This is a genomic window from Janibacter sp. HTCC2649, assembly GCF_000152705.1.
In the GTDB taxonomy this organism is placed as follows: domain Bacteria; phylum Actinomycetota; class Actinomycetes; order Actinomycetales; family Dermatophilaceae; genus Knoellia.
The window spans coordinates 3,530,871-3,553,939 of sequence record NZ_CH672413.1 but is presented as its reverse complement, the minus strand read 5'-3'; the positions used below and the strand labels follow the sequence as shown (position 1 = coordinate 3,553,939).

24 protein-coding genes are annotated in these 23,069 nt (G+C 69.2%); 6 read left to right on the top strand and 18 right to left on the bottom strand.

Features of this window, described 5'->3' with window-relative positions; translation table 11 throughout:
* Window positions 1-12: 12 nt before the first annotated feature.
* Genes tsaD through glmS form a run of 9 tightly spaced genes read right to left on the bottom strand, consistent with a single transcriptional unit; the run spans window position 13 to window position 8,795 of the window.
* Entirely contained in the window at window positions 13-1,059 is a 1,047-nt protein-coding gene (gene tsaD, locus JNB_RS17065; RefSeq protein WP_009777771.1) for a tRNA (adenosine(37)-N6)-threonylcarbamoyltransferase complex transferase subunit TsaD, read from the bottom strand.
* On the bottom strand, window positions 1,056-1,535 hold the full coding sequence (rimI, locus tag JNB_RS17060; protein WP_009777770.1) for a ribosomal protein S18-alanine N-acetyltransferase: 480 nt from the start codon (window positions 1,533-1,535) through the stop codon (window positions 1,056-1,058). The genes tsaD and rimI overlap by 4 nt, the downstream gene beginning before the upstream one ends.
* Window positions 1,532-2,194 carry a tRNA (adenosine(37)-N6)-threonylcarbamoyltransferase complex dimerization subunit type 1 TsaB gene (gene tsaB / locus JNB_RS17055; RefSeq protein WP_009777769.1) on the bottom strand — a complete coding sequence of 221 codons (663 nt, stop codon included), beginning with the start codon at window positions 2,192-2,194 and terminating at the stop codon, window positions 1,532-1,534. Before tsaB ends, rimI begins: the two co-directional genes overlap by 4 nt.
* Entirely contained in the window at window positions 2,188-2,643 is a 456-nt protein-coding gene (gene tsaE, locus JNB_RS17050; RefSeq protein WP_009777768.1) for a tRNA (adenosine(37)-N6)-threonylcarbamoyltransferase complex ATPase subunit type 1 TsaE, read from the bottom strand. Before tsaE ends, tsaB begins: the two co-directional genes overlap by 7 nt.
* On the bottom strand, window positions 2,640-3,845 hold the full coding sequence (locus JNB_RS17045) for an alpha/beta fold hydrolase (protein ID WP_009777767.1): 1,206 nt from the start codon (window positions 3,843-3,845) through the stop codon (window positions 2,640-2,642). The genes tsaE and JNB_RS17045 overlap by 4 nt, the downstream gene beginning before the upstream one ends.
* On the bottom strand, window positions 3,845-5,020 hold the full coding sequence (gene alr / locus JNB_RS17040) for an alanine racemase (RefSeq protein WP_009777766.1): 1,176 nt from the start codon (window positions 5,018-5,020) through the stop codon (window positions 3,845-3,847). The genes JNB_RS17045 and alr overlap by 1 nt, the downstream gene beginning before the upstream one ends.
* 46 nt (window positions 5,021-5,066) lie before the next feature.
* Window positions 5,067-6,557 (bottom strand): bifunctional ADP-dependent NAD(P)H-hydrate dehydratase/NAD(P)H-hydrate epimerase, encoded by a 1,491-nt coding sequence (locus JNB_RS17035; RefSeq protein WP_009777765.1) that lies wholly within the window; start codon window positions 6,555-6,557, stop codon window positions 5,067-5,069.
* Window positions 6,558-6,583: 26 nt separating this feature from the next.
* Entirely contained in the window at window positions 6,584-6,934 is a 351-nt protein-coding gene (locus tag JNB_RS17030) for a holo-ACP synthase (protein ID WP_009777764.1), read from the bottom strand.
* Window position 6,935: 1 nt separating this feature from the next.
* Complete coding sequence (gene glmS / locus JNB_RS17025; RefSeq protein ID WP_009777763.1) at window positions 6,936-8,795, bottom strand: glutamine--fructose-6-phosphate transaminase (isomerizing); 1,860 nt, start codon at window positions 8,793-8,795, stop codon at window positions 6,936-6,938.
* A gap of 97 nt (window positions 8,796-8,892) precedes the next feature.
* Here glmS and coaA point away from each other — a divergent pair, with 97 nt between their 5' ends.
* Window positions 8,893-9,903, top strand: coding sequence for a type I pantothenate kinase (coaA, locus tag JNB_RS17020; RefSeq protein WP_083784519.1), 1,011 nt, complete (start codon window positions 8,893-8,895; stop codon window positions 9,901-9,903).
* A 126-nt stretch (window positions 9,904-10,029) separates the two neighbouring features.
* Complete coding sequence (locus tag JNB_RS17015; protein ID WP_009777761.1) at window positions 10,030-10,722, top strand: hypothetical protein; 693 nt, start codon at window positions 10,030-10,032, stop codon at window positions 10,720-10,722.
* On the opposite strand, the gene JNB_RS20675 is transcribed toward JNB_RS17015, so the two are convergent.
* From JNB_RS20675 to JNB_RS16995, 4 genes are all read right to left on the bottom strand, one after another.
* On the bottom strand, window positions 10,679-11,842 hold the full coding sequence (locus JNB_RS20675) for an acyltransferase (RefSeq protein ID WP_009777760.1): 1,164 nt from the start codon (window positions 11,840-11,842) through the stop codon (window positions 10,679-10,681). The two genes, JNB_RS17015 and JNB_RS20675, sit on opposite strands and share 44 nt — an antisense overlap.
* Before the next feature lie 88 nt (window positions 11,843-11,930).
* Complete coding sequence (locus JNB_RS17005; protein ID WP_040883948.1) at window positions 11,931-12,686, bottom strand: hypothetical protein; 756 nt, start codon at window positions 12,684-12,686, stop codon at window positions 11,931-11,933.
* Window positions 12,687-12,939: 253 nt separating this feature from the next.
* A complete protein-coding gene (locus JNB_RS17000) occupies window positions 12,940-14,232 on the bottom strand; it encodes a PhoH family protein (protein WP_009777758.1) in 1,293 nt (430 codons plus the stop codon).
* Between the two features lie 361 nt (window positions 14,233-14,593).
* Window positions 14,594-15,355 (bottom strand): isoprenyl transferase, encoded by a 762-nt coding sequence (locus JNB_RS16995; RefSeq protein WP_040885135.1) that lies wholly within the window; start codon window positions 15,353-15,355, stop codon window positions 14,594-14,596.
* A gap of 89 nt (window positions 15,356-15,444) precedes the next feature.
* On the opposite strand from JNB_RS16995, the gene JNB_RS16990 reads away from it, so the two are divergent.
* Window positions 15,445-16,143 carry a hemolysin III family protein gene (locus tag JNB_RS16990; RefSeq protein ID WP_009777756.1) on the top strand — a complete coding sequence of 233 codons (699 nt, stop codon included), beginning with the start codon at window positions 15,445-15,447 and terminating at the stop codon, window positions 16,141-16,143.
* A 230-nt stretch (window positions 16,144-16,373) separates the two neighbouring features.
* Here the strand turns inward: JNB_RS16990 and mca are convergent, their stop codons facing one another.
* A complete protein-coding gene (mca, locus tag JNB_RS16985; RefSeq protein WP_009777754.1) occupies window positions 16,374-17,315 on the bottom strand; it encodes a mycothiol conjugate amidase Mca in 942 nt (313 codons plus the stop codon).
* Window positions 17,316-17,415: 100 nt separating this feature from the next.
* Here mca and JNB_RS16980 point away from each other — a divergent pair, with 100 nt between their 5' ends.
* Window positions 17,416-17,778, top strand: a complete 363-nt coding sequence (locus JNB_RS16980; protein ID WP_040883946.1) for a DUF4307 domain-containing protein — start codon at window positions 17,416-17,418, stop codon at window positions 17,776-17,778.
* 203 nt (window positions 17,779-17,981) lie between these two features.
* Window positions 17,982-18,470 (top strand): transcription elongation factor GreA, encoded by a 489-nt coding sequence (greA, locus tag JNB_RS16975; protein WP_009777752.1) that lies wholly within the window; start codon window positions 17,982-17,984, stop codon window positions 18,468-18,470.
* Window positions 18,471-18,584: 114 nt separating this feature from the next.
* Here the strand turns inward: greA and ilvA are convergent, their stop codons facing one another.
* The 4 genes from ilvA to JNB_RS16955 form a co-directional block, all read right to left on the bottom strand.
* Window positions 18,585-19,838, bottom strand: a complete 1,254-nt coding sequence (ilvA, locus tag JNB_RS16970) for a threonine ammonia-lyase (protein ID WP_009777751.1) — start codon at window positions 19,836-19,838, stop codon at window positions 18,585-18,587.
* A 92-nt stretch (window positions 19,839-19,930) separates the two neighbouring features.
* Entirely contained in the window at window positions 19,931-20,779 is an 849-nt protein-coding gene (locus JNB_RS16965; protein WP_009777750.1) for an ABC transporter permease, read from the bottom strand.
* Window positions 20,776-21,744, bottom strand: a complete 969-nt coding sequence (locus JNB_RS16960) for an ATP-binding cassette domain-containing protein (protein WP_009777749.1) — start codon at window positions 21,742-21,744, stop codon at window positions 20,776-20,778. Before JNB_RS16960 ends, JNB_RS16965 begins: the two co-directional genes overlap by 4 nt.
* Window positions 21,744-22,172, bottom strand: a complete 429-nt coding sequence (locus JNB_RS16955) for a VOC family protein (RefSeq protein WP_009777748.1) — start codon at window positions 22,170-22,172, stop codon at window positions 21,744-21,746. The genes JNB_RS16960 and JNB_RS16955 overlap by 1 nt, the downstream gene beginning before the upstream one ends.
* 258 nt (window positions 22,173-22,430) lie before the next feature.
* Here JNB_RS16955 and JNB_RS22060 point away from each other — a divergent pair, with 258 nt between their 5' ends.
* Window positions 22,431-22,994 carry an IS110 family transposase gene (locus JNB_RS22060; protein WP_237700686.1) on the top strand — a complete coding sequence of 188 codons (564 nt, stop codon included), beginning with the start codon at window positions 22,431-22,433 and terminating at the stop codon, window positions 22,992-22,994.
* Window positions 22,995-23,069: the final 75 nt, after the last annotated feature.

Here is a 23,069-nt window from a genome sequence, read left to right as displayed (position 1 = left end):
GTGAGGCCGAGGTCAGTTCTGGATCTGGGTGACGGGCATCGATGAGTCTGCGGGCAGGTCGAGTCGTGAGGCGTCGCGGCCCTTGACGACCATCTGGGCGCCGAGGGCAGCCACCATGGCGCCGTTGTCGGTGCACAGTCCGGGGCGCGGGACCCGCAGCTCGATACCCGCGGCGTCACAGCGGGACTGGGCCATCGCCCGCAGTCGTGAGTTCGCCGCGACGCCACCACCGATCTGCAGGTTCTCGGCGCCCTGTTCCCGACAGGCCAGGACTGCCTTGCGGGTCAGCACATCGACGACAGCCTCCTGGAAGGACGCGGCAACGTCGGCGACCGGCACTGGCTCCCCCGCGGCCTCCTTGGCCTGGACCCACCGTGAGACAGCGGTCTTGAGCCCCGAGAACGAGAAGTCGAAGCGGTAGCGCTCCATGTCGCGCCCCGTCGTCAGCCCGCGCGGGAAGTCGATGGTGACCTGGCCGTCCCGCGCCATGCGGTCAATGTGCGGGCCACCGGGGAACGGCAGACCAAGGACCCGGGCCACCTTGTCGAAGGCCTCGCCCGCAGCATCGTCGATGGTTGAGCCAAGGCTGCGGATGTCGCACGTGACATCGGGGACGAGCAGCAGCGACGAGTGCCCGCCGGAGACGAGCAGTGCCATCGTCGGCTCGGGCAGCGGGCCGTGCTCGACGATGTCGACGGCCACGTGTGACGCGAGGTGGTTGACGCCGTAGAGCGGGATGCCCAGCGAGAGCGCCAGTGCCTTGGCGGAGGCCACTCCCACCATGAGCGAACCGGCCAGTCCCGGTCCGGACGTCACGGAGATGGCATCGAGATCCCGCAGCTGCACCCCCGCCTCGCGACAGGCCCGCTCGATCGTCGGCACCATCTCCTCGAGGTGCGCGCGACTGGCGACCTCGGGCACGACACCGCCAAAGCGCGCGTGGTCATCGACGCTGCTGGCGACGGCATCGACGAGCAGGGTCTCGCCACGAACGATGCCGACGCCGGTCTCGTCGCAGGACGTCTCGATGCCGAGGACCAGCGGCTGCTCGGCGCTCATGACTCAATTCCGTTCTGTGCCAACATTTTTCGCATGACCAAGGCATCGACGTTGCCGGGTTGGTAGTAGGCGCGACGCACAGTGAGCACGTCATAGCCACGTCGGTCGTAGAGCGCACGCGCCGGTGCGTTGTCGGCTCGCACCTCGAGCATCAGGGCTTCAGCCCCGGCCGTCGTCGCCCGCGACTCGAGCTCGTCGAGGAGCTGGACGCCCAGACCCGTTCCGCGGTGTCGGGGCGCGACGGTGATCGTCATGAGGTCGGCGACCTGGCCGCCGTGATCAAGACCGGCGTATGCCGCCAGCTCACCTTCGCGGTGCACGACCACGTAGTCGCGGCGAGGCCTACCGGCCAGCTCGCCCCACCACGAGGCCTCGGCCCACGCGTCGTCGGGGAACGCTTCGCCCTCGAGTGCCACGAGGCCCGGGATGTCGGTCCACGCGAGTTCGCGCAGTCCCGTCACCACCTCGGCGGTCATTTGCGTGCCGCCCGTTCGGCCGTCGTGAGCGCATCGGGGCGACGCAGGTAGAGCGGCTCGACCGGCATCGGCTCTCCTGTCTCGATCCGGGCGACGGCGACGGCTGCCAGCACGGCGGCGTCGACGTCGAGGACCGGCAGGGCCGTGGCGAACAGCTCTGGATAGAGCACCGGGCCACGACCAGCGCTCGGCAGGGCGCGCACCTCGTCGGGGAGGTCGGCGGGGCGGTCGACGGCAGGTTCGGTGAGGCGCTCCACGGAACCGGACCGGACGGCATACCGGGCCCAGTAGACCTCCTTGCGGCGCGCGTCAGTGGCGACGAGCAGCTCGCCGTCGGCGACGAGCTCGGCTGCCTGTGCTGCGAGGGCGTCGAGGCTGCAGACTCCGTGGACGGGGACACCGAGGGCGTGCCCCATCGTGAGACCGGTGACCATGCCGACCCGCAGCCCGGTGAACGGGCCGGGGCCGACGCCGAAGGCCACGCCGGTGAGGTCGGACGGCTGCTTGTCCGCGTCGGACAGACACGTCGAGATGAGAGGGGCCAGCCATTCGGTGTGGGCGCGCGCATCGAGGTGGGAACCCTGCGCGATGGCCCGGGTCCCGTCGTGCAGCGCCACCGTGATGGCGGAGGTGGAGGTGTCGATGGCGAGGATCAGCACGACAGACCGTCCTTCCAGCGTTCGCCGTGGCCGATGATCTCGGCGGTTCGTGACTCGGTCCCGGGGTCGGCGCGGAGCACGATCTCGAGCCGGTCGTCGGAGAGGTCGTCGGCGACGCCCTGGCCCCATTCGACCACGGTCACGCTGTCCTCGAGTGAGGCGTCGAGGTCGAGGTCGTCCAGCTCTGAGATCCCGCCGAGGCGGTAGGCGTCGGCATGCACGAGCGACGGGCCGCCCACGAGCGACGGGTGGATGCGTGCGATGACGAACGTCGGTGACGTGATGGGGCCACGCACGCGGAGCCCCTCGGCCAGGCCCTGGGTCAGCGTGGTCTTGCCGGCCCCGAGCCCTCCCGTGAGGATGACGAGGTCGCCTGCCCGCAGCTCGCTGGCCAGGTCCGCGCCGAAGGCCCGGGTGTCGTCGGCCGTCGCGAACACGCGCCCGCTCATGAGCTCGCCTTGCTTGGGCTCTTGGCCCGGGCCTCGGCCTTCTCCGGGGACTTCGACGCCGCCTTGGCCCGACGGACCAGTCGACCCTTGGCGATGTCGATGACCTTGCGGCGCACCCGGGGCTTGTCGCTCACCGCGATGCCGGCCGCGGCATCGGCCTCGGCGCGGTCGATGAGGGCGAGGATCTGGCCCGTGACGACCTCGGGGTGCTCGAGCATGATGAGGTGCCCGGACTCCTCGACGACGACGTGCTCTGCACCGGGCAGGCGCTCGACGATCTCTTCGCTGCGTTGCGGCGGCGTGAGCAGGTCTCCGGTGCCGTTGATGACGAGAACCTGCTTGTCGAGCAGGGCGGCCAGGGTCTCGTGCTCGTCATGCATCCGCAGCGCCGGAAGGAACGCCGCCATGACCTCGAACGGCGTGGCGAGGATGAGGTCGGCGGCGAAGCGCACGGTCGCCTCGCTCACCGGTGAGTCGAACGAGAAGCGGTCGACGAGCAGGTCCTCGACGTTGCGTCCGATGCGACGCACGGGCGCCAACCACTTCTGGTGCGGAGCAAGGCGCGAGAGCACGCGCGGACCCGCCTGGCCGATGGCGCGGCCGACGAGCGGTCCCATCCCGAGGTCGGTGAGGCCCTCTCCCCCGGCCGCGGTCGAGACGAACGCCACCGCCGTGACGCGTTCACGCACGAGCTCGGAGTGGAGGCGGGTGAACGCCATCGTCGTCATGCCACCCATCGAGTGGCCGACGAGGACGAGCGGGCCGTCCGGGCAGGTCGCATCGATGACGGCGCGCAGGTCGTTGGCGAGCTGGTCGATGGTGCAGTGCGCGAGCTCCGACTTCTCGGACTCGCCGTGGCTGCGCTGGTCCCAGAGGACGACCCGGTAGCCGGCCTGCACGAACGCACGCCGCTGCAGCACCCAACCGCGCAGGCTGAGGCAGTAGCCGTGCGACATGACGATCGTCGGCAGCGCGGGGTCGAGGTCGTCCGGCGTGTCGACCTCGACGTGGAGGTTGAGCCCGTCGCTGGCGATGACCTTGAGCTCGAGGTCGGCCCTGTGCGCGAACCCGTCGGCAGGATCGAGCGCACCCAGGCGACGCCGGGCCGCTGCCGCGCGATCCACGGCCACGCCGGCCGCTGCAGCACCGGCCGCAGCCGCCGCGGCCGCGCCGAATCCCATCGCCCTGCCCACGCTGACCATCAGACGTCCCCACCGATGAAGACCCGAGGCAACCGGTCGCTCATGCGCGTGACGATCTCGTAGTTGATCGTGTCGATCGCCGTCGCCCAGTCCTGGGCCGTCGGCTCGTCGTCGACCCCACGGCCAAGGATGACGACCTCGTCACCGGCACCGCCGGCATACCCCGCTCCGAGGTCGAGAACGAACTGGTCCATGCAGACCCGGCCGGCCACGGTGAGACGACGATCGCCGACCTTGACCGGTCCGACGTTCCCGGCGTGCCGCGGGATGCCGTCGGCGTAGCCGATGGGCACGAGCCCCAGCACGGTGTCCTCGGGGGTCGTGTAGATGTGGCCGTAGCTCACGCCCTGCCCCGTCGACGCCTCCTTGACGAGGGCCAGACGGGCCGTGACCCGCATGGCCTCGCGCAGCCCGAAGTCCTGCGGCGAACCGAGATCGGGCACGGGCGAGAGTCCGTAGACCGCGAGGCCGGGGCGCACCAGGTCGAAGTGGGCGTTGGGGTTGGTGAGCGTGGCGGCGGAGTTCGCGAGGTGCCGGAGTTGTGGGCGTATGCCGGCCCGCTCGAGTTCCTCGGCAGCCTCGACGAAGCGGTCGCGCTGGCCCAGGACGGTGGGGTCCTGCGGGGCGTCGGCGCGCGCGAAGTGGGACCAGACGCCGATGACCTCGACGGCGCCTTCGGCCACGACGGGCCCGAGGGCGGCAATGAGATCGGTCCAGCCCTGGCCCAGGGCGCCGTTGCGCCCCAGGCCGGTGTCGACCTTGACGTGGATGCGGGCGGCGCGGCCCCGTGCGCGTGCGGCGGCGACGACCGCGTCCAGTGCCCACGGCGCGGAGACCGAGATGTCGATGTCGGCGTCGATGGCCGCGCCGAAGTCGACCCCCGGCGCATAGAGCCAGGTCAGCAACGGGGTCGTGACTCCGGCGGCCCGCAGGTCGAGGGCCTCGTTGAACTGGGCCACGGCAAGCCAGGTCGCGCCACCGGCGACGGCGGCGCGGGCGCTCGGGACCAGTCCGTGGCCGTAGCCGTTGGCCTTGACGACCGCCATGACCTCGGCGCCGGGCGAGCGTCGATCGAGCTCGCGGACGTTGTCGGCGATCGCGGCGAGGTCAATCGTCACCCATGCCGAGACGCCCTCGGGCGGTGCGGCGGAGACGGGGGCAGCTGGCGTGGTCATGAGGCGATCAAGTCTAGGTGGGGGCTGTCCTGGACGGCGCTGGGGTTCACCCTCGGGTGAGGAGGTGTGCCACTGCTTCGGGTATGCCGTGGGCGACCCGGAGGGCGCGTACCGGACCTCCCGCGCTGGCTCGGTCGGCGGCGACCCCGTGGACGAGGGCACCGAGGGCGCCCGCGTCGGCAGGAGAAAGGCCGGCGGCGAGGAGGGTGCCGATGAGCCCGGCGAGGACGTCGCCGGCGCCAGCGGTCGCGAGCCACGGCGGCGCGTCGGCCTGGGAGCGCACCGGCTCGCTCGGGTCGGCGGGCACGACGAGCGTCGTCGAACCCTTGAGCAGGACAGTCATTCCGGTGCGTTCGGTGAGGGCGCGCGCGTGACGCAGGGGCTCGGCCTCGACGGCAGCACGCTCGACCGTGATGCTCTTGCGCGACCGCCGGCTGGCGCCGAGGCGGGTGAGCAGGGTCGCGAGCTCGCCAGCGTGGGGGGTGAGGAGCGTGGGACGACCACGACGGGCCTCGATGACGTCGTCGTCGACGAGGTCAAGCCCCCCGGCATCGACGAGCACGGGCTGTTCGCCCCCGAGCGCCACGCGGGCGACCTCGAGCTGGGTCGTCGCGTCACGCCGCGTGGACGTGATGTCGAGCCCGGGTCCGACGACCCAGGCCTGGACGCGGCCCTCACCGTGGACGGCCTCGGGGACGGCGGCACGGACGAGCCCTTCGGGCGTGGGCGTGCCGACGTAGCGCACCATCCCGGCACCGGCCTCGACGGCGGCCGTGACAGCGAGAACCGCTGCGCCCGAATAGTTCTCGCCACCGGCGACGATGCCGACGACGCCCCGCGAGTACTTGTCGTCCTCGGGGCCGGGCACCGGCCACACGTCGACGACGTCATCGAAGGTCAGACGGACGACGGCCGGACCGGTGTCGAAGGTGAGCCCGATGTCGACGACGGTGAGCATGCCGCACGCCTGCTCGGTCGGTGGGAGGAGGTGGACGGGCTTGGCCACCGAGAACGTCACCGTCTCGTCGGCGAGGACACCATCGGGGTCGAACCCCAAACCGTCCGCCGCCTGACCGGAGGGCAGGTCGACCGCGATCACGTGCGCGTCGTCGGGGATGGCCGCGACCCACGCCGCCGCCTGCTCCGGGAGCCCCGGACGTCCGCCCAGCCCGACGATCCCATCGAGCACGATGTCGGCCTCCGCGATGTCCTCCAGCGCCTCTGCGCCCGAGACCAGCACGACGCCGGCAGCCCGCGCCGCCTCGAGCGCGCCCTCGTGGACGCGCGAAAGGTCCACTGCGGCAGCGCAACTGACGCCGGACTCGGCGAGCTGAGCCACGGCATACAGGGCATCTGCTCCGTTGTTTCCGCCGCCCACGAGGGCGACGACGGTCTCGGCGCCGAGCTGCGAGACGCGAGCCGCGACGACGTCGGCCAGGCCCTCGACAGCTCGGGCCATGAGCTCACCCGAAGCAAGCTCCTCCTCGAGAGCTGCCTCGGCGGCATACACGTCTTCGGGCGACCACGCTTCGATCACAGGTGGATCCTCTGCAGTTGGGGTACTCAGGACTCCGCAATGACGACGGCAGAAGCAATCCCTGCGTCGTGGGACAGCGACACGTGCATGTGCTTCACGCCGAGCTCGGCGGCGCGCGCGGCCACTGTCCCGATCATCTCGATGCTCGGGCGACCGGTTTCGTCGCGCACCACGGTGGCGTCGGTCCAGGCCAGGCCAACGGGGGCACCAAGGGCCTTGGCCAGGGCCTCCTTGGCCGCGAATCGCGCTGCGAGAGAACGCATCGGCAACCCCCGCTCACTCTCGGTGAACAGGCGCGTGAGCAACCCCGGCGTGCGCTCGAGCGTCTCAGCGAAACGCGCGATGTCGACGACGTCGATCCCGGTGCCGACGATCACGTCACTCGACCGTGACGCTCTTGGCGAGGTTTCTCGGCTGGTCGACGTCGAGACCCTTGGCCGTCGAGAGGTGCAGCGCGAACATCTGCAACGGCACGACCGTCAGCAACGGCTGGAGGAGCGGCGACGTCTGGGGCACGCGGATGACCTCGTCGGCGAAGGGCACGACGTCCTCGTCACCCTCCTGCGCGATGACGATGGTGCGAGCGCCGCGAGCGCGGATCTCCTGGATGTTGGAGACGACCTTCTTGTGCAGCTCGTGCGGCGTGTCGGGTCCGGGGACGACGATGAAGACCGGCTGGCCGGCCTCGATGAGCGCGATCGGGCCGTGCTTGAGCTCGCCGGCCGCGAAGCCCTCGGCGTGGATGTAGGCGAGCTCCTTGAGCTTGAGCGCGCCCTCCATGGCGATGGGGTAGCCGACGTTGCGGCCAAGGAAGAGCACCGAGCGGGTGTCGGCCATGAAGCGGGCGATCTCCTTGACCCGGTCCATGTTGCCCAGGAGCTCCTCGAGCTTGGCGGGGACTCCGTGCAGCTCCTTCATCACGGCCTGCGCGTCGTCGGCGAAGGCGCCGCCACGCAGCTGGGCGAGATAGAGGCCGAGGACGTAGCAGGCGGTGATCTGCGCGAGGAAGGCCTTGGTCGAGGCGACCGCGATCTCGGGTCCGGCGTGCGTGTAGAGCACGGCGTCGGACTCGCGTGGAATCGTCGAGCCGTGGGTGTTGCAGACCGAGATCGTCAGCGCGCCGAGCTCGCGGGCGTGCTTGACGGCCATGAGGGTGTCCATGGTCTCGCCGGACTGGCTGATGCTCACCACGAGCGAACGCTCGTTGACGATGGGGTCGCTGTAGCGGAACTCGTGCGCCAGGGCGACCTCGACCGGGATGCGGGTCCAGTGCTCGATGGCGTACTTCGCGACCATGCCGGCATACGCCGCAGTGCCGCAGGCGACGACGGTGATGCGGTCGACGTTCTTGAGCTGCTCCTCGCTGATGCGGAGCTCGTCGAGGACGAGACGACCGCTCTCGTCGGTGCGACCCAGGAGGGTGTCGCCGACGGCGTGGGGCTGGTCGAAGATCTCCTTCTCCATGAACGTCGCGTAGCCACCCTTCTCGGCGGCCGCGGCGTCCCAGGTGACCTCGTAGGCCTTGCCCTCGGCGGGCTCACCGTCGAAGGTGATGACCTCGTGGCCCTCGGGGGTGATCGTGACGATCTGGTCCTGGCCGAGCTCGAGCGCGTGGCGGGTGTAGCCGATGAACGCGGCGACGTCGGAGCCGAGGAAGTTCTCGCCCTCTCCGAGACCGACGACGAGTGGGCTGTTGCGACGGGCACCGACGACGACGCCGGGCTGGTTGGCGTGCACGGCGAGAAGGGTGAACGCACCCTCGAGGCGGTTGACGACCTGCTGCATGGCCTGGGTGAGGTCACCGGTCTGGTCGAACGCGCGGCCGACGAGCTTGGCCGCGACCTCGGTGTCGGTCTCGCTGAGGAAGTCGACGCCCTCGGCGAGGAGCTCCTTCTTGAGCGAGTGGAAGTTCTCGATGATGCCGTTGTGGATCAGGGCGAGCTTGTCGTCGTTGCCACCGTGGTGGGGGTGGGCGTTGCCGTCGGTGGGGCCACCGTGGGTCGCCCAGCGGGTGTGACCGATCGCCGTGCGCGAGGGGGCGAGGGGGTGGGCTTCCAAGGCGCTGCGCAGGTTCTCGAGCTTGCCTGCGCGCTTGTCCGACTGGACGCCCTCCTCGGTGACGAGGGCGATACCGGCCGAGTCGTAGCCGCGGTACTCCAGGCGAGCCAGGCCCTCCATGACCACGCTCTCGGCGCGATCATCCATGGCACTGCCGACATATCCGACGATTCCACACATGGCCGCAAGCGTAATGGCTCGGATCGCGTCTCCCGAACCACCGCGTCGCGCGCCGACGACGGCGTATGCCGTCCGCTCACCCCGCATGTGCGCCACAATGGCGCGCGTGTCTGTCACGCCCGCAGTTCCCCCGTCCGGGCCAGTTCCCCCGTCCGGGTCCGAGCCGACGGCGGTCGTGCCCTCGCCGTACCTCGACTTCTCCCGCGACGACTGGGCGGCCCGTCGGGAGAACCACCCGCTGAGCCTCACCCCCGGCGACATCGGCCGGATCCGAGGCATCGGTGACCGCGTGGACCTGCGGGAGGTCGAGGAGGTCTACCTCCCCCTGTCGCGTCTGCTTGCCTTCTACGTCAACGCGACGGCCGGGCTGCACCGGGTCACGACCGACTTCCTCGGCGACCGGCCGGCGAAGGTTCCGTTCGTCATCGGCATCGCCGGGTCGGTGGCCGTGGGCAAGTCGACGACGGCGCGCGTCCTGCGCGAGCTCCTGCGTCGCTGGCCGCAGACGCCCCGGGTCGACCTCATCACGACCGACGGCTTCCTCCGCCCCAACGCTGACCTCGAGGCGCGAGGACTGTTGCAGCGCAAGGGTTTCCCCGAGTCCTACGACCGCCGGGCTCTCCTGCGCTTCGTCGCAGACGTGAAATCCGGTATGCCGCGTGTCGTCGCTCCCGTGTATTCGCACCTCACGTACGACATCGTTCCGGGGGCCGAGATCGTCGTCGACCAGCCGGACGTCCTCATCGTCGAGGGACTCAACGTGCTGCAGCCAGCGACAGTGCGTTCGGACCTGCGGACGCGTCAGGTGCTGTCGGACTACTTCGACTTCTCGGTCTATGTCGATGCCCCCGTGGAGCAGCTGCGCATCTGGTACATCGAGCGCTTCCTCCGACTGCGTGAGACCGCGTTCGCGGACCCTGAGTCGTACTTCCACCGGTATGCGGCGCTGACCGACGCCGAGGCGCGCGAGACCGCTGCGGGGATCTGGGAGCGGATCAACGAGCCGAACCTGCTGCGCAACGTCCTGCCCACCCGTGACCGAGCCACGTTGGTGCTCTCCAAGGGTGCCGACCACGCCGTGACGAACATTCGCCTGCGCCGCCTCTGACGGGACCGGCGCCCTGACGGCTGTCCCGACGGCTGACCTCGCGAAATCGCGCAACCGCCCCTCATCGGCCCCCACCTCGTTCAGACTGACCCCGGAACACGCCCATTCAGTCCGGAGGAGCCCATCGTGAATGACGCCATCGAGTCAGGACCTGGCGGCGACCGGACGGTGAGAGCCTTCCGGGTCGTGGCGCTCCTGCTCTTCGCCGCCGCCGTCATCGTGTGGTTGCGACCGTTGTCGGTGCCGGGCGCCAACCTCCGCCCTTTCGGATGCGGTTCCCCGGCCTCCCCCATGGGTGACAACCTTGCCGCCGTCGTGTGCGTCGACGACTGGAAGGCCGCCCGCGTGCTCGTGATGGGTCTGATCGCTGCCGGCGTCGTGCTGCTGGGCGCAGGGCAGCTGCTCGCCAGCCGGCGCCCCACCCAAGGCTTCCTCCAGGGCGCCATCGTCGCGTCGATCGTGGGTGTCCCCGTGGCCGCCTTCGGCGTCGTCCGGCTCCTCCAGCCTGTCTTCACGCACGGCTCGGACTCGGCCCTCCTCCGGTGCGGGTCAGCGCTCTCCCCCACGGGCAACGCCATGACCACAGCGCTCTGCGGTCAGTCCACCCAGAGCCAGTTCTTCGAGGGCGTCGGACTCGTCGTGCTCGCCCTGCTGGCCACCATCGGCGGCGGCTACATCGTCGGTGGGTTCACCACGGGCACGAGGAACGACTTCGACGACGACGAGCCCGAGACTGGCCCCAAGAACGAGAACGACGCCGAGCCGGCCCTCAGTGCTAGGTCAGGCGACGGGACAGATCCATCGCCGGACGCTCGATGAGCGCGTAGGCGGCCGCTCCCAGGCCGATGCTCGCGGCCGTGATCGCACCCACCCGCACGATGAACTCACCCGGCGTGGACGACGGGAAGTGCGAGGACATGACGTGCACGAGCGGCAGGTTGGCCAGGTAGATGCCGTAGGACCACCGGCCCAGCGCCTCCATGGGGCGCGTCGCGAAGACGCGGGCGATGATGCTGGGGCGCGGCGAGAAGATGATCGACACGAGCAGCACCAGGGCAAGACCGATGTTCGCGAAGTAGCGCGTGTTGTCCTGGGTCGCCGTCGTGGGTTCGAAGTTGTAGCCGCCACCGAGCGTCGGTGACTGCACGACATAGAGCAGGACCACGGCGAGGATCGGCAGCACCACTGGTTTCGACGCGAGGCCCACGAGCAGTTTCACGGCAGCGGACGTCCTGCCCGCCTGATGCATCGTCTCTACATGGCAGACCATGGCGCCCAGGGCGAAGGCCGCGAGCCAGGCGGGTAGCCAGAAGTGAGCGCTCGACTGCGCCGCGTCCAGGCCGCGCTCCTCCCACAGGAGGAACACCGGGGTCACGAGCGCGCAGACGGCCAGGGCCGTGAGCCCGCGTGCGGGGCCGTGCCGCGAGCTGCGCACGGCGAGGACGACGAGCCCACCCATGATCGGCGCGAAGACGTACCACGCGAACTCGACGCAGAGGCTCCACGTGTGGAACAGCGCGGGTGGGCCGTAGTCACCCGAGTAGATCGTCGTGAGGGTCAGCGCCCGCAGCCACTGCGCACTGCCGTGCGGCTGCGACGTGGGGATGAGCATCGCCACGAGCACGAGACACACGAGGTAGGCGGGGAAGATGCGGAGCACTCGCCTGATCGCGAACGAGCGAAGCGATGGCAGGGCCCGACCGGTCACGGCCGCCTTGGACCACGGCTTGATCAGGAGGTATCCCGAGAGGACGAACAGCGCGATCGGGCCGAAGCCGTGCAGACCCAGCCACGCGTGGGGCGTGAGCACAGAGACGTGGACCAGGACCACGTTCATGGCCGCAAAGCCGCGCAGACCGGTCAGTCCGGCGACATAGCTCGCCGACTGCGGTCCTGAGGGCTTGGACGCGTCGAGCGTCACCGAACTGCTCGCGGTCACAGCAGGAATTAGAGCATGCTGGCCGGAAACGGGCACCTGTTTCCGGGTCGATCAGCCTCGGCGGAGAGCGTCCGCGAGGCGCGGTCCCTCAGTACCAGTGCGGGTAGCGGTTGTTCCAGAAGTCCCAGGCGCCACAGGGCGTTCCGTAGGACTGCTTGATGTAGTTCAGGCCCCACTTGATCTGGGTGACCGGGTTGGTGCGGTAGTCCGCGCCGACGCTGGCCATCTTGCTGGCGGGCAGGCTCTGCGGAATGCCGTAGGCACCAGAGGAGGAGTTCTCGGCCTTGAAGTTCCACGCACTCTCGCCCTCCCAGAGGAGGTTGAGGCAGCCCCACTGGCGGTCGCCACTGAAGCCGTAGTCGCTCATGAGCGCACGGGCCGCACCACGAGGGTCGGCCTGGGCGCCCGCGATGAGGGAGGCGCGCTGCTGGTCGCGGGCGGCCTTCTGCGAAGCGGCCAGACGGGCCTTGGCGAGGGCTGCAGCCTTGACCTTGGCAGCTGCGGCGGCCGCGTCGGCCTTGACCTTCGCTGCGGCCTGGGCCTTGGCCTCGACGGCGGAACGCTGCGCGTTGGCGCCGGCTCGCTCGTTCGAGATGCGGTTGCTGTCGGCGAAGCTCTCCTTCGCGGAGAGCGCGGCCTGGCTCACCGCGGACGCGCTGAGGGTGAAGGGTTCGGAGTCGGCGACGGCGTCGTTGGTGCCGACACCGACGGCTCCGGTCCCGACGAGGGCGAGGGCCATCCCGGCCGTGACAGCGGGGCGACGCACGACGCCGAGCGCCTGCGTCAGGGGTCCCTCGGATGGACGGGCGTGGCGCCCGCGGTGAGTTCCGCGGTACCTGCTCATACGAAGGGTTTCCTCTCACGACACAGAACAGCCCGGCTGACGGAGCAGTCGGGCTGCGTTACCAAATCGAGACCAATTTACGCGATGACCCGCGAATGGCCAAACCGGGCCCCTCAGGGTGGCCTCCCACGGGGGCGCCCATCCACCGAACGGGCGGTGACTCGGGTCACACCCTTTCACGGCGTGAGTATGCCGGTCGCTCCTGGTGAGCGACCGGCATACCGACGCGTTGTTCTTGCTCGAGAACTGGGCCTCAGAGGTCGCCGTGCTCCTGCTCCAGCAGGTCCGTCACGAGGGCCGCGATGGGGCTGCGCTCACTGCGCGTGAGCGTGACGTGCGCGAAGAGCGGGTGTCCCTTGAGCTTCTCGATGACCGCGGCGACGCCGTCGTGGCGACCGACGCGCAGGTTGTCGCGCTGGGCCACGTCGTGGGTCATGACGACCTTGGAGTTCTGGCCGATGCGCGACAGGACCGTGAGGAGGACATTGCGCTCGAGCGACTGGGCCTCGTCGACGATGACGAACGCATCGTGGAGGGAGCGGCCACGGATGTGGGTCAGCGGCAGGACCTCGAGCATGCCGCGGTCGAGAACCTCCTCGACGACCTCACGCGAGACGAGCGCCGACAGGGTGTCGAAGACGGCCTGTCCCCACGGGTTCATCTTCTCCGACTCGGAACCGGGGAGGTAGCCGAGCTCCTGGCCGCCCACGGCATACAACGGCCTGAAGACGACGACCTTGCGCTGCTGGCGACGCTCCATGACCGCCTCAAGGCCGGCACACAGCGCGAGGGCGGACTTGCCGGTGCCCGCGCGGCCGCCGAGGCTGACGATGCCGATGTCGGGGTCGAGCAGGATGTCGAGGGCGATGCGCTGCTCCGCGCTGCGACCGTGCAGGCCGAAGGCGTCCCGGTCGCCCTTGACGAGACGCACCTGCTTGTCGGCGCCGACCCGGCCGAGGCCGCTGCCTCGGGGCGAGAGCAGCTTGAGGCCGGTGTGGCACGGCATCTCGGCGGCGCCGAGGTGCTCGAGGCGGCCGTACTCGTAGAGGTGGTCCATCTCCTCGACGGTGACGTCGACCTCGGACATCCCCGTCCAGCCGGAGTCGACAGCGAGCTCGGCGCGGTACTCCTGCGCCTCCATCCCGCAGGCCGACGCCTTGACCCGCATCGGCAGGTCCTTGCTGACGATCGTGACGATGCGCCCCTCGTTGGAGAGGTTCTTGGCGACCGAGAGGATGCGGGTGTCGTTGTCACCCAGCCGGAAGCCCGCGGGCAGCGACGACGAGTCGGTGTGGTTGAGCTCCACCCGCAGCGTGCCGCCATCGTCACCGACGGGCACGGGTGCGTCGAGGCGACCAGCCTTGATGCGGAGGTCGTCGAGCAGCCGAAGGGCGGCCCGCGCGAAGAAACCCAGCTCGGGGTGGTGCCGCTTGGCCTCCAGTTCCGTGATGACCACGATGGGCAGGACGACCTCGTGCTCCTTGAACCGCAGGATCGCGCGCGGGTCGGACAGGAGGACCGACGTGTCCAGCACGTAGGTCAACATCGGCGACTCGGCGATCTCCGGTGAGACAGGTGGGGTAGCAGTGGAACTCGAGGGTGTGGCCACGGCGGGGCTCCTAGGCGCGCACGATCTGTAGGTGCGCTGACTCGAAGGTGTGGATCCCGGTCGGCTCACTGCCACGAGCAGGGAGCCGGGACCGGTCCCTCCTCCGGAGCGTGGTGTGCTCCATGCGATGGGCCTCCCGAACGCATCAGGGTGACGCGTTGGCACTGACGCTACGACCGGCACACGCTCACCTGTCACGCAGGCGCGCCGCGTGTCGAGGTGTTCACGCAGGCTTTACACGACGTCGGTGAAACCCCTGAGTCGGATGGTGCTGGTGTGACACAAGTGTCAGGTGTGCTCAGGCTCCGAAGCGGCGATTGCGCTCGCCGTAGGCGCGCAGGGCCCGCAGGAAGTCGACCTTGCGGAAGTCGGGCCAGTAGGCCTCGCAGAAGTAGAACTCGGAGTGGGCGCTCTGCCACAGCAGGAAGCCGCCGAGCCGCTGCTCCCCCGACGTGCGGATGACGAGGTCGGGGTCGGGTTGGCCCTTGGTGTAGAGGTGGTCGGCGATGTGCTCGACGTCGAGGAACTCGGCCAGCTCCTCGATCGTCGTGCCGCGATCGGCGTGCTCGAGCAGCAAGGACCGAACCGCATCGGCGATCTCGCGGCGACCTCCGTAGCCGACGGCGATGTTGACCAGCAGACCGTCGACCTCGGCCGTGCGAGTCGCAGCCCCCTCGAGGCGTTCCCGGGTGGCGGCTGGCAGGAGCGAGAGGGCTCCGACCGGGTTGAGCCGCCACTGGTGGGAGTCGGCGAGCTCGTCAACGGTCCGCTCGATGATGCCGAGGAGCGGACGCAGCTCGGACTCGGCGCGACTGAGGTTGTCGGTCGAGAGGAGCCAGAGGGTGACGACCTCCACCCCGACCTCCTCGCACCAGGACAGGAAGTGGGCGATGTTGTCGGCACCGGCCTGGTGGCCCTCACTCGTGCCGGCCCCCCGCGCCTTGGCCCAGCGACGGTTGCCGTCGAGCATGACCCCCACGTGTCGAGGAACACTCTCCGGGGGCAGTCGCTTGGTCAGCCGACGCTCGTATGCCGCGTAGAGAACATCGCTGAGCGCCATGTCGTCACCGTACCGCTGGGCGCACAGCGAGACGTAGACCACCTCACCGGCTCGGAACCTACGCAAACGTAGGTATCGTTGTGATGAATATGGACAAGCGACGTGAACCCCGCACCATCGATGCTCTCGAAGAGCGCGTCGATGCGGTGCTCGATGTCGTCAAGCCCAAGCTGCGCGGCTGGCTCCACCTGGCCATGGCGCCGATCGCGTTCATCGGTGGCCTCGTCCTCGTCGTCCTGAGCGACACGGTCCAGGCACGGGCCTCCGCGGCGGTGTTCACCCTGACGGCGGTGCTGCTCTTCGCGATGTCGGCGGTCTATCACCGCGGCAACTGGTCACCCAAGTGGGGCACGGCCCTGAAGCGGATCGACCACTCCAACATCTTCCTCATCATCGCGGGCAGCTACACGCCCTTTGCGCTGCTGCTCCCCCGCAACCAGGCCATCACGCTCCTCGCGATCGTCTGGGGCGGAGCGATCGCCGGCGTCGCGTTCCGGCTCCTGTGGATCCACGCGCCCCGCTGGCTCTACGTGCCCGTCTATGTCGCGCTGGGCTCCGTCGCGGTCTTCTTCCTCGGACCGCTACTTCGTCACGCGGGGACCACCGTCGTGACCCTGGTCATCACCGGTGGCGCCCTCTACACGCTCGGCGCCATCGTCTACGGCATCAAGCGTCCCAACCCCTCGCCCCGATGGTTCGGGTTCCACGAGATCTTCCACACCCTGACGATCCTGGCCTTCATCACGCACTACATCGCCGCCTCGATCGCGCTCTACGACCACGTCTGACTCGGCTGCGGGTTCCTGAGCAGCCCTGCTGCGGTAGGACATTCGGCGCAGGCGCGCGTTCATGTTGCGCATCAGGAACCACAGCGCGATCGCGAGGAACAGGAACGCGACGAAGGCCCACAGGCCCGGCGCTGCCTGCTGGCTCGGCGTGCCGTCGGTCGCCGTGGTGGGACTGGGTGAGGGCGTCACCGACAGCGGGAGCAGGGCGAGGTGAGTGAGCAGCGGGGCGATCATGCGGTGCGTTCCTTGCGTCCGTCGTGCGCGATGGTGAGGTCGGTTGACGTCGCGAGGGCGTCGGCCTCGGCGAGGTCCGCGGGCAGGCCGGCAAAGAGGTCGTCCTCGCCCTCGACGATGGGCACGTACGACAGCCCGGCCTCGTAGTCCTCCCACGGCCAGACCCGCGCCTGCTCCTCGCGCGACACCTTGAAGAAGTTGCCGTCGGGGTCGATCTGCGTCGCGTGTGCCAGCAACGCCTGGTCGCGCCGCTCGAACCACTCGTCGCACTTCACTCGCGTGGTGACCACGCGCTCACGCTCCGGTGGCCAGTTCTCGAGCCACGCGGCATACGGGCTCTCCTCACCGAGTGCGGTGAGGGCCTCGTGGAAGGCGACGACCCGTCCACGGCTGAACGTCTGGTTGTAGTAGACCTTGAGCGGCTGCCACGGCTCACCAGCACTGGGGTATGCCGTTGGGTCGCCTGCCGCTTCGAAGGCCGCCATCGAGACGGTGTGGCACATGATGTGGTCCGGGTGGGGGTAGCCACCGTTCTCGTCGTACGTCGTCATGACGTGCGGGCGAAAGCGACGGATCTCGCGCACGAGGGCCTCGGTCGCCACCTCGACCGGCTCGAGGGCGAAGCAACCGTCGGGCAGCGGCGGCAACGGGTCACCCTCGGGCAGACCCGAGTCGACGAAACCGAGCCAGGTGTGGTCGACACCGAGGATCTCCTGGGCGCGGCGCATCTCGTCGCGACGGACCTGGGCGAGGTCGCGCAGGGTGTGTGCATCGTTGGCGAGCTTGGGGTTGAGCACGTCGCCGCGCTCACCGCCGGTGCACGAGACGACGAGGACGTCATGCCCCTCGTCGACGTACTTCGCCATGACCGCGGCGCCCTTGCTCGACTCGTCGTCGGGATGCGCGTGCACACACATGAGACGGAGGCGGTCTGCCACGAGAGGGTCCTTTAAGAATCGGGGGTCGCACCAGCGACAATGGGCTCGCCCCATCTTCGCACTCGCTGTGCGCTCCACCACTCTCGACCCAGGACCCTCGATGCCACTTCCCCGCCCGGCCCCCGGCACCACTCGCTGGTGGGTGATCGGCGCCCTCGGCACATCGCTCATCCTGGCGGTCATCGTGTGGTTCGCCCTCGCGTCGGCGAACGCGCTGCGGGCCGACGTCACGGCATACAAGGTGGTCAGTGACGCGCAGATCACGGTGTCGTACGACGTGCACCGGCCCGACGGCGCGGCGGTGCGCTGCACCGTCGAAGCGCAGGACACCCGCCACGGCCGCGTCGGCGTCGCCGACGACGATGTCCCGTCCGGCGCGAAGTCGGTGAACCGCACGGTGACCGTGCGCACCAGCGCTCGCGCGGTCGTCGGGGTCGTCTCGTCCTGCGTCAGAGTGCCCTGACCTGCGGCGCTGTGGGATCGACGAGTCCCCAACAACGTGCTTTCCTGCGGCGACGTTGCTATCCTTGTTCTTTGCACCAACGGGTCTGGGGCCCACCGAACCGCACGAGGTTCAGGCCCCGGACCCTTTCACGTAGGACCATCATCCCCGTGTTCCGGGCGGCTGAACCCGCCTCGACTCGGGCACCCGAGGAGTGAAGTTCAGTGAGCGCGACCGTCGTCAAGACGAGCTACCTGACCCAGGAGGCGTTCGACCGCCTCAAGGCCGAGCTCGAAGAGCTGTCCGGTCCGGGTCGGGCCGACATCGTCGCCAAGATCGAGGCTGCCCGCGAAGAGGGCGACCTCAAGGAGAACGGCGGCTACCACGCGGCACGCGAGGAGCAGGGCAAGAACGAGGCCCGCATCCGCCAGCTGACGCAGCTGCTCGAGAACGCCATCATCGGCGAGACCCCTCCCGACGACGGCATCGTCGAGCCCGGCATGCTCGTCACGGTCGAGATCTTCGGCGACGAGGAGACCTTCCTCCTCGGTTCGCGCGAGATCGCCGACGGCTCCCTGCAGGTCTACAGCGAGCAGTCCCCCATCGGCTCGGCCGTCAACGGCAAGAAGGCCGGCGACTCGGTGACCTACGAGGCGCCCAACGGCAAGCAGATCGACGTCAAGATCCTCTCCGCGAAGCCCTTCACCGGCTGACCGTCCCGATCTGAAGCGTCCGTCGGGCCACCCTGGCGGTCGAGGTAGTACGAAACGCCGTGCCGAGTCATCGGTCCCGGCGTTTCTTACTACCTCGACTTCATGGTGCGAGATTCAGTGCCCCAGAGGGTCGGCCTCGTGGATGACCGTGTAGCCCTTGGCGCGCATGGCTGCGAGGACGCGCTCGCAGTGCTCGGGGCCGCGGGTCTCGAGCCGGAGCGCGATCTCGACCTCGTCGACGTTGATCCGGGGGCCGGTGCGGATGTGCTCGATCTCGAGGATGTTGGCGTCGACACCGGCGCAGTCGGCGAGGATCGCGGCCAGCGAACCGGGGGTGTCGGGCACACGCACCGAGAACTGGAGGTAGCGACCGGCGGCCACCAGTCCATGGCGGATGATCCGCAACATCAGGAGCGGGTCGATGTTGCCGCCGGAGAGCACGGCGACGACGGGACCCTCGATCGCCTCCTTTGCCTCGGACTCTGAGTTCTCCAGCAGCCAACCGACGGCGGAGGCTCCGGCCGGTTCGACGACCAGCTTGGCGCGCTCCAGGAGGAAGAGCAGGGCGCGGGACATCCCGCCCTCACTGACCGTCTCGACGCTGTCGACGAGGTCGCGCACGATCGGGAACGTCACGTCTCCGGGAAGTCCGACGGCGATGCCGTCAGCCATCGTTGACATCTTGGCGGCGGCCAGCGGGTGGCCCGCAGCCAGCGAAGCCGGGTAGGCCGCGGCCTGCTCGGCCTGCACGCCGATGATGCGAACGTCGGGCCTGAGCTCGCGCACGGCCACCGCGATGCCGGCGAGCAACCCGCCGCCGCCGAGTCCGACGACGATCGTCTTGACGTCGGGGCACTGCTCGAGGATCTCGAGGCCGCACGTGCCCTGCCCGGCGACGATGTCGTCGTGGTCAAAGGGGTGGATGAGGATGGCGCCGGTCTGCTCGGCCCAGGCCCGGGCGTGGACGAGGCTCTCGTCGAGGGTCGCGCCGATCTGCTCGATCGTCGCGCCGTAGGCCTTGGTCGCCTGGACCTTGGGCATGGGCGCGCGCACCGGCATGTAGACCTTGACCGCGATGCCGAGCATCTGCCCGGCGAGGGCGACGCCCTGGGCGTGGTTGCCGGCGCTTGCGGCGACCACGCCGCGCGCCTTCTCGTCCTCGGTGAGGTGGAACATGCGGTTGTAGGCGCCACGGATCTTGAAGGACCCGGCGCGTTGGAGGTTCTCGCACTTGAGGAAGACATCGGCACCGACTCGTGCCGAGAGACCGCGATTGAACTCCATGGGTGTGGGAGCAATGACGGTGGAGAGCAGGTCAGCGGCGGCACGGATCTCGGCCACCGTCACCGACGACGATGTGGGTGTCATGGCGTGAGGCTACTCAGTCCCGGTCGAGAGGAGAGAACGCGCCGCCTCACGGTGAGCGCGGACGGCGCGTTGTCTCCTCTCGACTGCTTGGGTCAGTCGGTGGTGCGCTTGTTGAACGCCCGCAGCGCGAGCGGGGCGATGACTGCCGTGATGGCGACCGACCAGATGATCGTCGCCAGCTCGGGGTGGTGGAGCGGCCACGGCGCGTCGGCGCGCACCGGGAAACCGCCCACGCCCCAGTTGTCGCGCATCGCCTGGCTGAGGGCGCTGATCGGGTTCCATTCGGCGACGGTGCGCAACCCCGACGGCATGACCTCGGTGCGCGCAAAGGCGTTGGACAAGAAGGTGATCGGGAAGATCGTCGTGAACATCAGGCCGTTGACCGCCTCCACCGATCGCATGGCCGAGCCGACGAGAATGCCGACCCAGATCATGGCGAACCCGAAGAGGAGGAGCAGGCCGTAGCTCAGCAGTCCCTTGAGGACGCCCTCGTGGATCCCCCACCCGATGAACAGCCCGGTCACGGACATGACCGCGACGCCGATGCTCGAGTGGATGAGGGCGGCGATCGAGCGCGAGATGAGGATGGAGGATCGTTGGATCGGCAGCGATCGCAGCCGGTCGACCATCCCCTTGCCGATGTCGGTGTTGAGCCCGATGGCGACGATGAAGGCGCTGAACGCGATCGTCTGCGCCATGATCCCGGGGAGGAGCCACGCCTTGTACTGACCACCGGGGATCGCGATGGATCCTCCGAAGACGAAGGCGAAGAGCAGCACGAACATGATCGGCTGGATCGTCACGTCGGTGAGCATCTCGGGCTGGCGCTTGATATGGGTGAGGTTGCGCCGGACCAGCGTCGTGATCTGGCGGAGCTGGCCCGCACCGCTGGGTCGCGGGGCCGTGCGGTCGAGAACTGCGGCCTCTGTGGCGGCGCTCATGCCGACACCTCTTCCTTGTTGCTCGTGTCTTCGGCCTTGTGGCCCGTGAGGGCGAGGAAGACGTCGTCGAGGCTGGGGCGTTGCATCCCGAGGTCGTCCACCTCGATGCCGGCTTCGTCCAGCTGGGCGGCGATCCGGGTGAGGGCGGGGACGTCCCCACCGGGTGCCGTGAGCTTGCGGGCGTCGGCGTCGACGTGGACCTCGCCCACCACGCCGCGAAGCAGCTCGGCGGCCTGGTGGACCTCGTCGTGGCGCGAGACCGTCACGACCAGGCTCGCGGCCCCGGACTGGTTCTTGAGCTCCAGCGGAGTGCCCTGGGCGATGATCCGGCCCTGGTCGATGACGACGATGTTGTCGGCGAGCTGATCCGCCTCGTCGAGGTACTGGGTCGTGAGCAGCAACGTCGTGCCGTCTCGCACGAGGTCCCGCAGCACGTCCCAGAGCTCGACTCGACTGCGCGGATCCAGGCCGGTCGTGGGCTCGTCGAGGAACAGCACCGGTGGGTGGGCGATGAGGCTGACCGCGAGGTCGATGCGGCGCCGCATGCCGCCGGAGTAGTCCTTGACGACCTTGTCGCCCGCGTCCGTGAGCGAGAACTGCTCGAGCAGCTCGTCGGATCGCTTGCGGACGAACTTCCGGTCCAGGCCGTAGAGGTCGCCGATGAGGCGGAGGTTCTCACGCCCGGTGAGGAGGTCGTCGACGGTGGCGCTCTGGGCGGTGAGGCCCATGCTCGCGCGCACCGCCTCGGGTTCCCTGACGACGTCGTGGCCGGCGACCCGGGCGGAGCCACTCGTGGGGACCGCCAGCGTCGTCATCATCCGCACGGTCGTCGTCTTGCCCGCGCCGTTGGGCCCGAGGAGACCGAAGACCGAACCCTTCGGCACGGCGAAGCTCACGTCGTCGACGGCGGTGAAGTCACCGAACCTCTTGACGAGGTTCTCGGCCTCGATGACGAGCTCCTTCATCAGCTCGCCTTCCCACACAGGCAGAACGGGTGTCCGGCCGGATCGAGGTAGACCCTGAAACCGCCATCTTCGCTGGGCTGGTCCGCGGCCACGGTCGCTCCCGCGGCGAGCACGGCCGGCTCGGCCTCGGGGATGACGGGCACGACGAAGTCGAGGTGGAACTGCTGCGGGTGGGCGCCACCGGGCCAGGTGGGCGCGACGAAGTCGTCGATGCGCTGGAAGCCCAAGGACGTGCCGCCGCCGGCCTGTCCATGCTTGATGCCACCACCGGGCGGCTCGAGCGTGGCCCACTCGCCGTCGGAGCCCTCCTCCAGCGTCCACCCCAGGATGTCGCCGTAGAAGCGGGCCAGGGCGAGGGGGTCGGGGCAGTCGAGCACCACGACGTCGAGGCGGAGGTCGGGTCGGACAGGAGCGGCGTCTTCACTCATGCCTGCGAGCGTAGGGCGAGCCACCGACATTTAGCGTTGGGGTAGGTTCGCGGGCGGCCGAACCACCGACCGGGACACGTGGTGATCCCTGAGCGCTGAGTGGTCGTCCGCGAGCCGGTGTCTGGTCGATGCGGTGTCCCTGTTCGGGAACTTGGAGCCAGCCGGTTGGCGTGGACTCCTGCTTAGAGAATGTCTGGGCCGCGGCCGCGAGGGTCAGTCACCTGATGGATCAGGATCCGACTGACAGGAGCGGTGACGATGGTATTGACATTGGGTATCGACGTGGCCTGCAGGGCTGCGCATCAAGCGACACTCGTACGCGATGGCGCGACCGTGTGGCGGGGCAGAAAGTTCTGGACCCGGCCCGCGGATCTTGATCGGTTGTGGGCCGATCTGGGCCTTTGTGACCCGGGCGATTTGACGGTCGTTGTTGAGCCCACCCGCAATGCGTGGATCGTGGTCGCGGAATGGTTCCGGCGTCGCGGAGCCCGGGTGGTGATGGTCCCGACGACGCAGTCGGCGGACCTGCGGAAGTACTACTCCAAGCACACCAAGAACGACCGGATCGACTCTGAACTGCTCGCCAGGTTGCCGATGCTGCACCCCGAAGGCTTGCGTGAGTATTCCGGCCAGGGACCAGCCGACGCGCTACGGCGGCTGGTCAAGCAGCGCTCGACGATGGTCAAGCGCCGCACTGCGGTCTACTCCCGGCTCGACGCTCTGGTCGAGCTCCTGGGCCCTGCCTGGTACGAGGTGCTCGGGTCGAACTATGGCATCGCTGCGCTCGAGTTCTGGCCCGCTATGCCGACCCGAACGCGGTGATCCGGCTCGGTCAGGCACGGCTGGCCAGGTTCCTGATCGCTCGTTCGCGCGGTGCGTGGCGTCAGGATCACGCAG

What these genes read in the sequence shown, in the direction of transcription:
- JNB_RS16980 (WP_040883946.1), top strand. Translation starts at nt 17,416, where the DNA reads ATGCCACTTCCCCGCCCGGCCCCCGGCACCACTCGCTGGTGGGTGATC.
- JNB_RS17005 (WP_040883948.1), bottom strand. Translation starts at nt 12,686, where the DNA reads ATGAGCAGGTACCGCGGAACTCACCGCGGGCGCCACGCCCGTCCATCC.
- JNB_RS16990 (WP_009777756.1), top strand. Translation starts at nt 15,445, where the DNA reads ATGGACAAGCGACGTGAACCCCGCACCATCGATGCTCTCGAAGAGCGC.
- alr (WP_009777766.1), bottom strand. Translation starts at nt 5,020, where the DNA reads ATGACCACGCCAGCTGCCCCCGTCTCCGCCGCACCGCCCGAGGGCGTC.
- rimI (WP_009777770.1), bottom strand. Translation starts at nt 1,535, where the DNA reads ATGACCGCCGAGGTGGTGACGGGACTGCGCGAACTCGCGTGGACCGAC.
- glmS (WP_009777763.1), bottom strand. Translation starts at nt 8,795, where the DNA reads ATGTGTGGAATCGTCGGATATGTCGGCAGTGCCATGGATGATCGCGCC.
- JNB_RS17045 (WP_009777767.1), bottom strand. Translation starts at nt 3,845, where the DNA reads ATGGTCAGCGTGGGCAGGGCGATGGGATTCGGCGCGGCCGCGGCGGCT.
- JNB_RS17000 (WP_009777758.1), bottom strand. Translation starts at nt 14,232, where the DNA reads ATGTTGACCTACGTGCTGGACACGTCGGTCCTCCTGTCCGACCCGCGC.
- tsaE (WP_009777768.1), bottom strand. Translation starts at nt 2,643, where the DNA reads ATGAGCGGGCGCGTGTTCGCGACGGCCGACGACACCCGGGCCTTCGGC.
- ilvA (WP_009777751.1), bottom strand. Translation starts at nt 19,838, where the DNA reads ATGACACCCACATCGTCGTCGGTGACGGTGGCCGAGATCCGTGCCGCC.
- JNB_RS16960 (WP_009777749.1), bottom strand. Translation starts at nt 21,744, where the DNA reads ATGAAGGAGCTCGTCATCGAGGCCGAGAACCTCGTCAAGAGGTTCGGT.
- tsaD (WP_009777771.1), bottom strand. Translation starts at nt 1,059, where the DNA reads ATGAGCGCCGAGCAGCCGCTGGTCCTCGGCATCGAGACGTCCTGCGAC.
- coaA (WP_083784519.1), top strand. Translation starts at nt 8,893, where the DNA reads ATGGCGCGCGTGTCTGTCACGCCCGCAGTTCCCCCGTCCGGGCCAGTT.
- JNB_RS16995 (WP_040885135.1), bottom strand. Translation starts at nt 15,355, where the DNA reads ATGGCGCTCAGCGATGTTCTCTACGCGGCATACGAGCGTCGGCTGACC.
- JNB_RS22060 (WP_237700686.1), top strand. Translation starts at nt 22,431, where the DNA reads ATGGTATTGACATTGGGTATCGACGTGGCCTGCAGGGCTGCGCATCAA.
- JNB_RS16965 (WP_009777750.1), bottom strand. Translation starts at nt 20,779, where the DNA reads ATGAGCGCCGCCACAGAGGCCGCAGTTCTCGACCGCACGGCCCCGCGA.
- JNB_RS16955 (WP_009777748.1), bottom strand. Translation starts at nt 22,172, where the DNA reads ATGAGTGAAGACGCCGCTCCTGTCCGACCCGACCTCCGCCTCGACGTC.